Raw genomic sequence first — 13,993 nt, forward strand, 5'->3', positions numbered from 1 at the left:
AACGCCTCCTGCTGAAGCGGGCTGCAAAGGTAGGAAGAGTTTTGACATCTTCAACAACCAAGGCAAAGTTTTTTTTCTCTTTTTTCAGCCCCTGTTACCGACGCCTTAAAAGCCGCCCCCTGTTGAAGCGGGCTGCAAAGGTAGCAAGCTTTTCTAAGCTTGCAATGCCCGAGGCAAAGTTTTTTCAGTCTCTTATTCCCCGGTGTCTGGCCCTCAAGGTTGGCACCGGTGGCCGCCCCGCCGGCCGCCCTCTCACTCGCTTTCCCCGACCCGTTCTACCGTGTTGGGAGTGCAAAGGTCAGAAAAAATCCCGGACCTGCAAGGGGGCGCTGTCAACTTTGGCCCTCTCCCCCGGGCGGTTCCGCCTAAGTGCCTGACCGGCACGGCGAATACTTTTAAACTTTCTTGCGGGTTTTTGCATCCATCTTTTGAATGCTCAATTTTGCCTATTGTGTGAAGGGGTTGCGTTTGTATTTACCCGTGGGATTCTCCACATCTTCCAGCTTGTTTATTACCAGCGGCTTTGGGTTAACATCTTGGCTTATTCCAGAAGTTCCAACTCTTATCAGATTTTTTAAATCTTTACAAACTCAATATTCTTTTGCTGGATGTAGGTGACATACTCCTTTCCTACTTATCTAGTTCCTTGTCTTCTTTATTTTATCTAAAACAAAAAAGGCTTCACCCTTACTGGATGAAGCCTTTCTATTTTTCTATTCTTATGCTAGCTTACTTTCGCCTGCTCTCTTCTCAATGTACTCTTCCTATCCGGACCCACCGACGCGATGGTGATCGGCACTTGTAAATGCTCTTCTAGGAATGTCATATAGTTATTGAATGCTTCAGGTAAAGCTTCTACTGTGTCAATCTGGTTCAGTTCTACTTTCCAACCCGGCAATTCTTCATAGATGGGTTCGATGTTCTCTGTATCTAATGAGTGAGGCAACTGATCCGTAATTTCTCCTGAGGCCAGCTTGTAGTGCGTGCATACCTTGATCGTGTCAAACTCTGTCAATACATCTGCCTTCATCATATTAAGTTGCGTTACGCCATTTAGCATGATGGAGTACTTCAGGCTTGGCAGATCTACCCAGCCGCAGCGACGTGGACGTCCGGTGGTTGAGCCAAACTCATTCCCTGCTTTTCTGATCTGTTCTCCTACATCATCCAACAATTCTGTCGGGAATGGTCCGCTTCCTACGCGCGTGCAGTATGCTTTAAAGATACCGTATACTTCGCCGATGTGACGTGGAGCTACTCCTAAACCAGTGCAAGCACCTGCTACTAGGGTAGTAGAAGAAGTCACGAACGGATAAGTACCAAAGTCTACATCGAGTAACGAGCCTTGCGCTCCCTCTGCCAATACACGCTTGCCATTTTTCAGGGCTTCGTTGATCATGTACTCGCTGTCCACCAACTGGAGTGTGCGCAGGTAGTCAACCGCATCAAAGAATGCCTGCTCCTGCTCTCCTAAGTCTAGTGTCTGCCCATAAAACTCCACCGTTTTGCGATGGCGGTCTACCAGTTTATTATAGCGGTCCTGAAAATCATCTGCCAGTATATCGCCGATGCGCAATCCCACTCTGCCAATTTTGTCTTGATAAGTCGGCCCTATACCTTTCAGCGTAGAGCCAATTTTGCCTGAACCGAGTGCTTCTTCCGAAACCCTGTCCAGTACTTTATGGGAAGGCAGGATAAGGGATGCTTTTTTGGAAACGAACAGATTTTTGGTTGCATCGACACCACGGTCCTGCAGTTTCTGCATTTCAACGCGGAACACGATTGGGTCTAACACAACGCCATTGCCAATGATATTCTGGATGTGTTCATGGAAGATACCAGAAGGGATCTGGTGCAGTACGTGTTTTGTACCTTCGAACTCTAGTGTGTGGCCCGCATTAGGGCCGCCCTGAAAACGGGCAACAATGTCATAGGTAGGTGCCAGTACGTCGACGATTTTGCCTTTGCCTTCGTCGCCCCACTGCAGACCTATTAATATGTCAACTGCCATTTATACGTTAGTAAATTGATTCCTTTAAGAATTGCGCTGCGAAGTTATCATTTTCTGCGATGGTAAAAATGGCATTGAGCTTCGTAACGATTAAAAGTTTGCGGATATGATCGGATGGCTTAATCAACACCAACTCCCCTCCCCTATTGCGGAACTTGGTCAACAGAGAGACAAGCACCCCCATACCACTGCTGTCCATAAAGCGGACATTAGACAAGTCCACGGCACAGAGAAGCTTTTTTTCCTCTACCTGTTCCTCGGCGGTTGTCATCAGTTTTTGTGTGTCAGGTCCTGCGATCAGGTCTCCCTCTAGCCTGATGAACAGGACATCATCCTTTAGCTCTGTCTGATACTTCATGCTGTTGCTGTTCATTTGCTTTTTTGGCGCGGCAATCGCCGCATACCCCGTACAGATTTAGGGAATGGTGCAAGATATGAAAATTTAAAAGGTCGCCCACCATTGTCTGTATATTATGGATGCGCGGATCGCAGAACTCCACTACTTTATGACACTCGGTACAGATCACGTGATCGTGCTGGCGGTAGCCATAGGATTTCTCGTACTGCGCCAGGTTGCGTCCGAACTGGTGCTTGCTCACCAAGTCGTTTTCTACGAGCAGGTCTAGGGTATTGTACACCGTGGCCCGGCTCACGCGGTAGTTCTTGTTCTTCATGCTGATGTAGAGCGACTCCACATCAAAATGACCCGAACGGGAATATATCTCCTCCAAGATGGCGTAGCGCTCCGGTGTTTTGCGAAGGCCTTTGCTCTCAAGGTAGGCTGTGAATATTTTCTTTACTTCCTCTATTCTAACTTTTTGGTCTACTGCCATGTCTTCTCCTTTATATAATAGGTATTACTCGTTAGTCGAATCGCTCGACGGTGAGCACGCCCGTTACTTTGCCCATCCGCTGGATCAGTTTATCCAAGTGGCCGGTGTCATTTACAAAAACCATGATGTTGCCCTCAAAGATTCCATCGTGTGAATCGATCGTGATAGAACGCATGTTTACACGCAAGCTATTCGAAATGATTCGGGTCAGGTCATTCACCAATCCTACACGGTCTGTTCCCTTGATGCGTATACCTGCCAAGAAAGCCAGCTCCTTCTGGTCCGTCCACTTGGCTTTGATGATACGGTTGCCGTAGTTCGACATCAACTCTATACCTTTCTTGCAATTGGTACGGTGTATTTCAATACCATCCCCTCCCGTCTCAAAGCCAAACACTTCATCACCAGGTATAGGATTGCAGCAGGATGCCACCTTATACGCCATATTCGACGTGTTCTCACCTATCACGAGCATGTCGGAGTTAACACCTCTAATCTTCTGCACCTCCCGGTCAAAGGTCTTCGGTTCCAACATAGAGGCTCCCCGCTCGGCCTGTGCCGTGAAGATCACCTCTTTGATATTCTTGATATCGATGTGCCCCGTGGCAATACGGTAATGCAGGTCTTGCACGGACGGCACATTAAAAAAAGCCATGATTTTGTTCAGATTACCCTGCGTTTCGGGCACCTTTAGGTAGGAAAGGCGACGCTCTAACATAACCTTGCCCTGCTCTGATTTGTTTTTGCGCTCTTCGCGTAGGTACTCTTTAATGCGGGAGCGCGCCTTGGATGTCACCACGTAGTCCAGCCACTCTTCGTTTGGCTTTTGCTTCTGGGAAGTGAGTATCTCCACCTGATCACCGTTTCGCAGCCTAAAACTCAAAGGCACCAGCTTCTGGTTTACTTTCGCACCGAGGCACTGCAAACCAATCTGCGAGTGAATCTCAAAGGCGAAGTCTAAGGCGGTGGCACGATCGGGCAGAATAAGCAGCTCTCCCTTTGGCGTAAAGACGAACACCTCCTCTACGAATAGGTTCTTGCGGAATTCGTCCATGAACTCCAGTGCGTTGGCCGTGTTGTTCTCCAGCATATCGCGCACCTTGTTAATCCACAGTTCCAGACCAGACTCTCCCCCGCTTCCGTCGCTCTTATACTTCCAGTGGGCTGCATAACCGCGCTCTGCAATCTCATCCATACGCTTGGTCCGGATCTGCACCTCCACCCACTGGCCAGACTTACTCATCACAGTGGTATGCAAAGATTCATAGCCATTGGCTTTCGGGGTGTTCACCCAGTCGCGCAGGCGGTCCGGGTTGGGCTGGTAAAAGTCTGTAATAATAGAGTATACCTGCCAGCAAGCCGCCTTCTCATGCTCAAGCGGCACATCCAGCGTAATGCGTATGGCAAAGAGGTCATAAATCTCTTCGAAGGTAATGTTCTGCTTCTTGATCTTCTTTAATATAGAGTAGATCGACTTAGGTCTGCCTTTGATATTAAACTTAAAACCATGCCGGCGCAGTTCCTCCTCAATAGGTGAGATAAAGTCCTTTATAAACTTCCCTCGTGCGCTACGGGTCTGCCGAATCTTAGTCGAGATGTCCTTATAGGTATCTGTATCAGTATACTTCAAGTAGAGGTCTTCCAACTCCGACTTGATGGCGTACAAGCCCAAGCGATGCGCGAGTGGCGCATACAGGTACATGGTCTCCGAAGCGATCTTGAGCTGCTTGTGGCGTGGCATGCTATCAAGCGTACGCATATTGTGCAGGCGGTCGGCCAGCTTAACGAGAATCACCCGTACGTCGTCGGACAGGGTGAGCAGCATTTTGCGGAAGTTCTCAGCCTGCTGCGACGTACCGTAGTCGAATACACCGGAGATCTTGGTAAGTCCTTCGATGATGCGGGCTACACTGGGACCAAACTCACGCTCGATCTCCTCCACATCCATATCGGTATCCTCTACCACATCGTGCAACAAGGCCGCCACGATAGAAGTTGTACCTAAGCCGATCTCTTCTACAGCGATCTGCGCTACGGCCAGCGGATGCAGTATGTAAGGCTCTCCCGACTTACGGCGCATATCCTTGTGCGCCTCTACCGATGTATTGAAAGCCTTTTTTATGATCTTGGCATCGTTATCCTTTAAGAAAGGCTTAGCATGCCGAAGTAATCTGCGGTAGTATCTTAGGATCTCTTTGCGTTCTGCTTCCGGATCGATCATGTTCATTCTGAAAATAGAAAGTATAGGGTGCTTAGGCTTTGCGAGCCTGCAGCCATACTTAAGCTAATAGCTGACATTAGTATAAATATGGTGGTGGCTGTTTAAGTTTCAAATATACATGAATATACGCTTGTATACACACATTGCGCTGCGATTACCGCAAATAGTTGATGCTGAAACAGTAAGCACATCGAGACAGGCTTTTCTAAGTTCTATCTGAAAAATAATCACTTTTTTTTGGGCCGCCCTATTGCATTTAAAATTAGCGTGTGTAAATTTGCACCATCATTACAAACAAGCACACATGCGGATGTGGCGAAATTGGTAGACGCACTAGACTTAGGATCTAGCGCTGCGAGGCATGGGGGTTCGAGTCCCTCCATCCGCACACAAACGAAACCCTCAACAGCCCATGTTGGGGGTTTGTTTTTACTAGATGTATCATCATTAAAATTTTTGTAAGCCTTGAATATTACATTAAATCAAACCGACGGCACTAACGCGCAACTCAAGGTAGTTCTGGCAGAGTCAGACTATGCTCCTAAGGTTGATCAGCAAGTAAAAGAATTCAGCAAGAAAGCCCAGATCAAAGGTTTCAGACCTGGTAAAGTGCCTGCCGGACTTATCAAGAAGATGTATGGCAAGAGCATACTGGTTGAGTCTATCAACAAGCTTCTTCAGGAGGAGATCACTAAGTATATCAAGGATAACGATGTAAAACTGCTGGGCGAGCCGCTTCCGGAGCCAAGCCAAGACAACATTGACTGGGACAACCAGAAAGAGTTTGAATTCAATTACGCTGTTGGCCTGCTGCCAGACTTCAACCTTCCGCTTGATAAAAGCGTAGAGGGTTACACTGTGGAGTTGGACCAGACGACAGTGGACGAGGCTTATGAGAACCTGAAGCGCCAGTTCGGTCAAACAACAAACCCGGAAACTTCTGAAGAAGGTGACTTTATCTACGGTGACCTGAAGCAAGTAGAAGGTGAGTTCGAGTCTAAGACCCTTATCCCTACAAACCGTGTGGTAGAAGGCAAAGATCAGTTCATGTGTGTTAAAGCCGGTGACACGATCCGTTTCGATATCCGTAAGGCTTTCGGTGATGACAACAGCGCACTGGCCCATGTTACTGGCCTGAGCAAAGAAGTGGTAGCTGACCTGAACGGTGAGTTCGAATTCACAGTAGAGAAGATCAACCGCACAGAAGCCGCTGAGCTGAACCAAGAGCTGTTTGACAAGCTGTTCGGTAAGGACGAAGTGAAAACGGAAGAGGAGTTTGACGCCAAGATCCGTGAGACGATCAAGGAGAACTATGACCGTGAGGCAGATAACCTGCTGAGCCGCAACATCATCGACACATTGGTTGACAATGTAGAGGTAGAGCTTCCTAAAGAGTTCTTCAAGCGTTGGTTGCAAGTGACGAACGAAGGCCGCCTTACGACAGAGCAGATCGAAGAGAACTTCGACAAGTACCTGAAGGAACTGAAGTGGTCTATGATCAAGAACAAGGTTGTGGAGGAGAACGAGCTGAAAGTTACCAACGAAGAGGTGGTGAACAGCACGAAGGAGAAGATGTTGGCTCAGTTCAACATGCCTGAAATACCAGAGGAACTGGTAGAGAGCATGAACAACTACGCTAACCAATACCTGCAGCAGGAGAATGGCCGCAACTACATCAATGAGTACGAGCAACTGCTAGCTGAGAAGGTGCTCGCTAAACTTAAAGAAAAGATGACTGTTGTAGAGAAGACAATCTCTACGGAGGACTTCAAGAACATGTCGTTCTAAGAACGAATTATAATATTTAACTTAAAAAGTCCTTTATTATTTAAAGGACTTTTTTATTTTTGACCAAACCGTAAATCTAAACAAGATGATGTTTAACAAAGACGAGTTCCGGAAATTTGCCGTAAAGGGCCAAGGCATGAGCGGCCTAGGCGTAGACCAATATATTAATCATGTAGAAGGCAGAGCCATGCATACCATCGAGAGTATGACCCGCTCTGTAATTGAGGAACGTCCCACGAACTTCCGTGAGATCGACGTGTTCTCCCGCCTGATCATGGACCGCATCATCTTCCTAGGCACACAGGTGGATGACTTCATTGCCAATATTATAACGGCCCAGTTGCTGTTCCTAGAGTCAGCCGATGCTAAGAAAGACATCCTGCTTTACATTAACAGCCCGGGTGGCTCAGTATACGCCGGTCTTGGCATCTATGACACCATGCAGTATGTAAACCCGGATGTGGCAACGATCTGTACAGGTCTGGCTGCTTCAATGGGTGCCGTGCTGCTGGCAGGTGGTGCTAAAAACAAGCGCTCTGCCCTCCCACACGCCCGTGTCATGATTCACCAGCCGATGGGTGGTGCGCAAGGTCAGGCTTCTGACATCGAGATCACAGCGCGTGAGATCCTGAAACTGAAGAAGGAGCTGTATGAGATCTTGGCCGAGCACTCTGGCAAATCCTACCAAGAGGTATACGACAACTCGGATCGTGACTACTGGATGAAAGCTGAAGAAGCCAAAGAGTACGGTCTGATTGATGAGGTGCTTCACCGCAAGAAGGACTAAGCACTTTATAATCAACAAAGTAGCAAAGCCCATACCATCAATTTGGTATGGGCTTTGCTATTATTTAAAGCAAGAAAAAATTGCACCATTATGATACAGAGCTTTTCAAATTAAATTTCAGTTAAAAATTTATCAACAAGCATTTGTGGATAGTGTTTTTACGTAAAAAGCTTAAAATAAGGGTTTTACCACAAAATACAGGAATAGCAATTTTTGAATTTAAAGCTACTTTTTATAACCATATCAACATTTTAGCTTTTAAATTACTACCTTAGTAAGGTTTCAATTTTGTACCTTTGCTTTTGTGTTAGGTCTGCGAGGACCTCTAAGATCTTCTGAACAAAACTTTATGGCTGAAATTACCTGCTCCTTTTGCGGCAAGAATAAGAAAGACGTATCTGTGATGATATCCGGTATAAACGCGCACATCTGTGACCGTTGCATCGGGCAAGCTCAACAAATCCTGAACGAGGAAAACAAGATACGGGCTAACAGCCGTACGCCGAAATTTAACCTAATGAAGCCGAAGCAGATGAAGGATTACCTTGATCAGTTTGTAGTGGGGCAGGATGAGGCGAAGAAGGTGATGTCGGTAGCGGTGTACAACCACTACAAGCGACTGATGCAGCGTACCAATGAAGATGATGTCGTGATCGAAAAGTCAAACATCATCATGGTAGGCGAGACAGGCACAGGTAAAACATACTTGGCCCGTATGATGGCCGGCATCCTGCAGGTTCCTTTCTGTATAGCCGACGCGACTGTACTGACTGAGGCTGGCTATGTAGGCGAAGACGTAGAGAGCATTCTGACCCGTCTGCTACAGGCAGCCGACTACAATGTAGAGTCTGCTGAGCGCGGCATTGTATACATTGACGAGATTGACAAGATCGCCCGCAAGAGCGACAACCCATCCATAACCCGCGACGTGAGTGGCGAAGGTGTGCAGCAGGCGCTTTTGAAACTGCTAGAGGGTACTGTGGTAAATGTGCCACCGCAAGGCGGACGCAAGCACCCAGAGCAGAAGATGATCACCGTGAATACAGAAAACATTCTGTTCATCTGTGGTGGCGCTTTTGTCGGTATAGACCGTTTGATCAAAAACCGCTTGAACACCCGTCCGATCGGCTTCTCGAAGTCGAAGCAGGATGAGTCTGAGGAAAAAGAAAGCTTCCTGAGGTACCTAACTGCCCAAGACTTGAAGAATTTTGGTCTGATCCCGGAATTGATCGGTCGTCTGCCAGTACTTACCCACTTAGAGCCGTTGGACAAAGAAACCCTGCGCCTGATCCTGCTCGAGCCGAAAAACTCGATCGTGAAGCAGTACAAGCGCCTCTTTGAGATGGAGAACATCAGCCTTAGCTTCGATGACGATGCGCTGGACTACATCGTGGAAAAAGCCGCTGAGTACAAGCTCGGAGCACGTGGTTTGCGCTCTATCTGCGAGGGCATCATGACGGATGCCATGTTCGAGCTTCCGTCAGAGGAAGGTGCTAAAGAGCTGGTGATTACCGGTGAATATGCCCGTGATAAATTTGACAAGTCACCCTTGAAGCAATTGCGCGTTGCATAGGGTATAGATACTAGTTAACAAAAACGCCTCAGTTGAATGATCAACTGAGGCGTTTTTGCTTTAAACTTTTTACAAGATATACCTGTGCATAATTCGGAGAGGTTACGAATTGTCCCTAGAGGAATATTGGCTATTGCTGCAAGTACCCTACCATTAATTCTGCGGCACGTTCAGCTGTGCGATGCTCCCCTATCTTCTGTTTCACAAGCGCATATCCCTCCTTCTGCTTCTGGATCGCATACTTGTCGAACAAGATACTCTTAAGCTCTGCCACAATCTTCTTGGCTGTAAAGTCATCTTGAATCAGTTCGGTGACCACAGGTCTGTCGGCGATCAGGTTAACTAAGGAAATATAAGGCACTTTAATCACACGCTTGCCAATGGCATAAGAGATCGCACTGGTTTTGTAGCACACCACCTGCGGCACATCAAACAGCGCCGTTTCGAGCGTGGCCGTACCAGACGTTACCAGCGCCGCCTTCGCGTTTGCTAGCAGATCGTAAGTCTGGTCGTAGATGATCTTGATATTCGGGTCTTTCTTATACTGCTCGTAGTACTCCTTGGGGAAGTTAGAGACTCCAGCCACCACAAACTGAAAATCGCGGAAAGAGGGCAGCACACTCAGCATGACATCCAACATATTCTCGATCTCCTGTTTCCGGCTGCCGGGTAACAGCGCGATAATAGGCTTGTTGTTATGGATCATGTTGCGGCTTCTGAAATCCGGGGAAGCGACATGGTCATTGACAGAGTCGGAAACCGGATTGCCAATGTAGTCTACTTTATAATCGAAGCGTGCATAGAATTCCTCTTCGAAAGGCATGATCACGAACATGCGATCCACGAGCTTTTTGATACGATGCACTCGGCCTTGGTTCCATGCCCAGATCTTGGGAGAGATGTAATAAAAGACCTTCAGGCCGTTATTCTTTGCGAATTTGGCAACACGCATGTTGAAACCGGCATAATCTACCAGAATAAGGACATCCGGCTTAAAAGCGGTAATGTCGGCTTTGCACTCGCGCAGAAAGCCCATAATTTTGAAAAAGTTAGCGGCGGCTTCAGCAAAGCCCATAAAGGCCATCTCTTGGTAGTGCTTTACCAAGTGCATGCCGGCCTCCTGCATCATGTCGCCTCCCCAGCCTCTTATGTCAGCATCCGGGTCTTGTTTGCGGATCTGTTTAATGAGGTTAGAAGCATGCAGATCGCCAGAGCGCTCACCAGCTATAATATAATATTTCATGTAATGCGTATGCGTTTGGACTCCCCATGTAGACGGGGAACGATGAAAGCAATCGGAAAGTATAGCCGGAAAGCTATGATTGCTTATTCGCCAAAATACTCCACGTAGTTACGTGGCGTTTCATATAATTTGAGAGAATGTAGCTTGGCACCTGAAATTTCAGTGATTTTAGGCTCCAGAATTTTCCAGAATTCTACAACCAGATTCTCCGTACTGGCCAGTTTGTCTTCCATAAAGGCCACATCGAGGTTGAGGTTTTTGTGGTCTACCTTCTGGATGATGTTCTCGCGGATGAGGGTGCTCAGCTTTTTGAGGTCAATCACAAAACCGGTATCGGGGTCCGGCTTTCCTTTTACGGTCACGATCAGCTCATAATTGTGCCCATGCCAGTTAGTGTTTGCACATGGCCCAAACACCTCCTTATTCTTCGCCAACGACCAGTTTGGGTTGTGCAGCTTGTGGGCTGCGTTAAAATGCTCTAATCTGCTTACGTAAATCATCTAACTACTAAACTTATAATTCTTTCGAGACAGCAAATATACGAAGAAAGGAACACCAAAGAACGAAGTAATGATTCCAATTGGCAGCCCTGCCGGCGGATATAAAATGCGGGACAGCAGATCGCAGAGCAGCATGAAAAAACCACCGACAAAGGCGCAGAAAAGCAGATTACTCTTTCCGGTGGCTCCCATCAGCCCACGGGTGACATGCGGAATGATCAACCCCACAAAACCAATAGGTCCAGAAGTGGCCACGGCGAAGCCTGTTACGATGGAAACAGTTGCCAAGATAGCCCAACGCGTCTGTGCCACCTGTACTCCGAGCGCCTGTGCCCGATCTGCCCCCAATAAAAGTATATTGAGCTGCTTCTGCAGAAAGGCGAACAGCAAAAGCGCCAGAAGCAGCGCAGTACTCGGGTATGGCAGCAAAGCCCAACTGGCTCTCTCAAAACTGCCCATCGACCAGAAAATAACTGATTTAAGCTTACCCTCTGAGTCAGACAAAAAAGTGAGCAGTCCAACAATGGCCGTAACCAGCGAGCTGATGGCTATACCTGCCAGCAGCAGCTGCGCAGGTATAAGCTTTCGCTTCCGGTAGCCTAGTATGACAACAACTAAGGTAACGATGAAAGCGCCTACCAGTGCAAACACCGGTGGCATGTAAATACCGGCTATGGAGACCTCAACAAAACCAAAGAAAACGATCACAGCTCCCAACGAAGCACCTGAGGCTGTCCCCAATAGGTATGGGTCTGCTAGTCCATTGTTCACCATGGCCTGCATCAAATAACCGCAGGAAGCCAGCGAAGCCCCGACCACCAAGGCCAGCAAAAGCCGCGGCAAACGCAGGTGAACAATGGCGTAATGCGTGGTATTGTCAGGGTCGTAATGCAGGAAAGCTTGTGCGATAGTTGCCAGATCGGCTTCGAAACTACCCACCTGCAGGCCCAGTACCAAAGCCGCCAGTATGAGGAACAGGGCTACCAGAAAGTATAGCGCCCTGCTCATGGGTATAGAAAGCTTTCGAGTTCAACAATGGACTCCACCACACGTGGACTCGGACGCTCGATCAGGTTACCGGTTGGGGCATAGATGCGCTTATTCTGATAGGCGGCTATTTTGCGAAGCTCCGGGTAAAGACTGAAAAACTCTTTCTCGAGACGTTCTATACTTCCGCCCAACAGTACATCAGGGTTGAGCTTTAGGATGTACTCTCTAGTAAGTGCCGGATAGGGCTGATCGAATACTTCCTGCACAGCATTCTCAGCGCCTAAAATGCGAAGTTGATCTGTCAGGATGGTGTTTTGCCCATATACATAAATGGGGTCGCTCCACGTAATCGCCAGTACCCGTTGCTTGTTGGTCTGCTGGCTATACCTGTTCTCAATCTCCCTCACCTGCTGGCGCAGCGAATCGGCCAAGTAGTTGGCCTGCTCCTCGCGCCCCATGATGCGGCCAATATCTTCTATACCTAGCAGGATATCTTCCACGCTGCGGTATTTCTGGTAGTAGACAGGTATACCGAGTTCTTCCAGTCGGGCTGCTACGTCAAGTGGGGTTATACCTTCTACCGTGAAGACAAGGTCCGGTTTAAGCGCCAGCACCTGCTCGTAGTCTACGGGGTAACTGTTCACGACTGGTTTGGTATAAACTGCCGCCGGATAGTCACATTGCTGGGTACGTCCCACAATACTAGCCGTGTCGCAAACGGCGAAGAACATTTCGGTCATGGAGGAGGCAAAAGCCATCACCCGCTCAGGCTGTTTTGGCAGGCGCACTTCCCGCCCGAGCCCGTCTTGCAGCACAAGCTCCTCCCCTGTCCTCTGTTCTTTCTCCAGGCTGCAGGCCATAGTGAACAGCAAAAGCAGGATACCAATAAGGCGATTCAGGTATGGGTACAAGGTATAGGTTGTTTCTGAATGAGGAGCCGTGCGGCTATTGGCGCAGCCCACTCCATTTATTTTCGTAAATTTAACGCAATTTACATTACAGCCTATAAATCTGAATTATGATCGTCGTAACTGGTGCTGCCGGCTTTATTGCGAGCTGCCTCGTAAGCAGGCTCAATGCAGCTAATTTCAATGATATCGTGGTGGTGGACAATTTTTCTGTCGCCAAAAAAGAAGGGAATCTCAAAGGGAAAAACATAAAAGAGTATGTGGATCGTGACGGCTTTACGGAGTGGCTGGACGAGAACTACGAAGAAGTGGAGTTTATCTTCCACCTCGGCGCCCGCACCGACACCACCGAGTTTAACAAGGATGTGTTTGACCTGCTCAACCTGAACTACTCCAAGCAGGTATGGAACGCCTGCTGCGAATACCAGATCCCGCTGGTATACGCCTCCTCGGCTGCCACCTACGGCTCCGGCACCCTCGGCTACGACGACGAAGAAGCGACTATCCCTTTGCTGAAGCCGCTCAACCCATACGGCGACTCTAAAAACGACTTCGACAAGTGGGCACTAGAGCAGACGGCGAAGCCTTTTTTTTGGGCAGGCCTGAAGTTCTTTAATGTGTATGGCCCGAACGAATACCATAAGGGTAAAATGGCCTCCGTTATTTTCCATGCCTACAACCAGATAAAAGATCACGGCAGCATGAAACTATTCCGCTCCCACCACCCCGACTTTGCTGACGGCGAGCAGATGCGCGACTTTGTATATGTGAAGGACGTGGTGGAGGTATGTATGTTCCTGATGCAGCACCGCAAGAACTCCGGTATTTACAACCTCGGCTCCGGTAAAGCCCGCACGTTTATGGCGCTGGCTTTGAATACTTTTGAGGCGATGGGCGTAGAAGCAAACATCGATTTTATGGACACCCCGGAAAACCTGCGTGACAACTACCAGTACTTCACAGAGGCCAACATGGATAAGCTTCGCTCTATCGGCTACAGCCGGGAGTTCTATACCTTAGAGGAAGGTGTGAAGGACTATGTGCAGAACTACCTGATGGAGGGGAAGTATTATTAATGAGTAATGAATAGTGCTGAATGAGTAATTGTTCAGCAGGTATAGCAACGCCCCGCTTATGGT

General features: G+C 48.2%; 12 protein-coding genes and 1 tRNA gene. 5 read left to right on the forward strand and 8 right to left on the reverse strand.

What is annotated here, in order from left to right; translation table 11 throughout:
- Nucleotides 1-724 precede the first annotated feature (724 nt).
- From Q1A04_RS18755 to Q1A04_RS18770, 4 genes are read right to left on the reverse strand one after another with little or no spacing between them, the layout of a single operon-like run.
- A complete protein-coding gene (locus Q1A04_RS18755; RefSeq protein ID WP_299709273.1) occupies nucleotides 725-2,011 on the reverse strand; it encodes an adenylosuccinate synthase in 1,287 nt (428 codons plus the stop codon).
- A 7-nt stretch (nucleotides 2,012-2,018) separates the two neighbouring features.
- Nucleotides 2,019-2,369, reverse strand: a complete 351-nt coding sequence (locus Q1A04_RS18760) for an STAS domain-containing protein (protein ID WP_299709276.1) — start codon at nucleotides 2,367-2,369, stop codon at nucleotides 2,019-2,021.
- A complete protein-coding gene (locus tag Q1A04_RS18765) occupies nucleotides 2,341-2,844 on the reverse strand; it encodes a Fur family transcriptional regulator (RefSeq protein WP_299709279.1) in 504 nt (167 codons plus the stop codon). Before Q1A04_RS18765 ends, Q1A04_RS18760 begins: the two co-directional genes overlap by 29 nt.
- Nucleotides 2,845-2,875: 31 nt before the next feature.
- Nucleotides 2,876-5,071 (reverse strand): bifunctional (p)ppGpp synthetase/guanosine-3',5'-bis(diphosphate) 3'-pyrophosphohydrolase, encoded by a 2,196-nt coding sequence (locus tag Q1A04_RS18770; RefSeq protein ID WP_299709282.1) that lies wholly within the window; start codon nucleotides 5,069-5,071, stop codon nucleotides 2,876-2,878.
- Between the two features lie 300 nt (nucleotides 5,072-5,371).
- Between Q1A04_RS18770 and Q1A04_RS18775 the strand changes: the two genes are divergently transcribed.
- From Q1A04_RS18775 to clpX, 4 genes are all read left to right on the forward strand, one after another.
- Nucleotides 5,372-5,453 (forward strand) — tRNA-Leu (locus Q1A04_RS18775).
- A gap of 77 nt (nucleotides 5,454-5,530) precedes the next feature.
- Nucleotides 5,531-6,853: a trigger factor gene (gene tig / locus Q1A04_RS18780; protein ID WP_299709285.1), complete on the forward strand. Its 1,323-nt coding sequence runs from the start codon at nucleotides 5,531-5,533 to the stop codon at nucleotides 6,851-6,853.
- 88 nt (nucleotides 6,854-6,941) lie between these two features.
- Complete coding sequence (locus Q1A04_RS18785) at nucleotides 6,942-7,640, forward strand: ClpP family protease (RefSeq protein ID WP_299709418.1); 699 nt, start codon at nucleotides 6,942-6,944, stop codon at nucleotides 7,638-7,640.
- Between the two features lie 349 nt (nucleotides 7,641-7,989).
- Nucleotides 7,990-9,213: an ATP-dependent Clp protease ATP-binding subunit ClpX gene (clpX, locus tag Q1A04_RS18790; RefSeq protein WP_299709288.1), complete on the forward strand. Its 1,224-nt coding sequence runs from the start codon at nucleotides 7,990-7,992 to the stop codon at nucleotides 9,211-9,213.
- A 130-nt stretch (nucleotides 9,214-9,343) separates the two neighbouring features.
- On the opposite strand, the gene lpxB is transcribed toward clpX, so the two are convergent.
- From lpxB to Q1A04_RS18810, 4 genes are all read right to left on the reverse strand, one after another.
- Nucleotides 9,344-10,456, reverse strand: coding sequence for a lipid-A-disaccharide synthase (lpxB, locus tag Q1A04_RS18795; RefSeq protein ID WP_299709290.1), 1,113 nt, complete (start codon nucleotides 10,454-10,456; stop codon nucleotides 9,344-9,346).
- A gap of 83 nt (nucleotides 10,457-10,539) precedes the next feature.
- Nucleotides 10,540-10,956, reverse strand: a complete 417-nt coding sequence (locus tag Q1A04_RS18800) for a 6-carboxytetrahydropterin synthase (RefSeq protein ID WP_299709292.1) — start codon at nucleotides 10,954-10,956, stop codon at nucleotides 10,540-10,542.
- Nucleotides 10,957-11,964 carry an iron ABC transporter permease gene (locus Q1A04_RS18805; protein WP_299709295.1) on the reverse strand — a complete coding sequence of 336 codons (1,008 nt, stop codon included), beginning with the start codon at nucleotides 11,962-11,964 and terminating at the stop codon, nucleotides 10,957-10,959. It abuts the gene before it with no gap.
- Nucleotides 11,961-12,806 carry an ABC transporter substrate-binding protein gene (locus tag Q1A04_RS18810; RefSeq protein ID WP_299709298.1) on the reverse strand — a complete coding sequence of 282 codons (846 nt, stop codon included), beginning with the start codon at nucleotides 12,804-12,806 and terminating at the stop codon, nucleotides 11,961-11,963. Before Q1A04_RS18810 ends, Q1A04_RS18805 begins: the two co-directional genes overlap by 4 nt.
- 158 nt (nucleotides 12,807-12,964) lie before the next feature.
- Here Q1A04_RS18810 and rfaD point away from each other — a divergent pair, with 158 nt between their 5' ends.
- On the forward strand, nucleotides 12,965-13,930 hold the full coding sequence (rfaD, locus tag Q1A04_RS18815; RefSeq protein WP_299709302.1) for an ADP-glyceromanno-heptose 6-epimerase: 966 nt from the start codon (nucleotides 12,965-12,967) through the stop codon (nucleotides 13,928-13,930).
- The last annotated feature ends 63 nt before the right edge of the window (nucleotides 13,931-13,993 follow it).

Origin of the sequence: uncultured Pontibacter sp. (assembly GCF_947499215.1) — a bacterium.
In the GTDB taxonomy this organism is placed as follows: domain Bacteria; phylum Bacteroidota; class Bacteroidia; order Cytophagales; family Hymenobacteraceae; genus Pontibacter.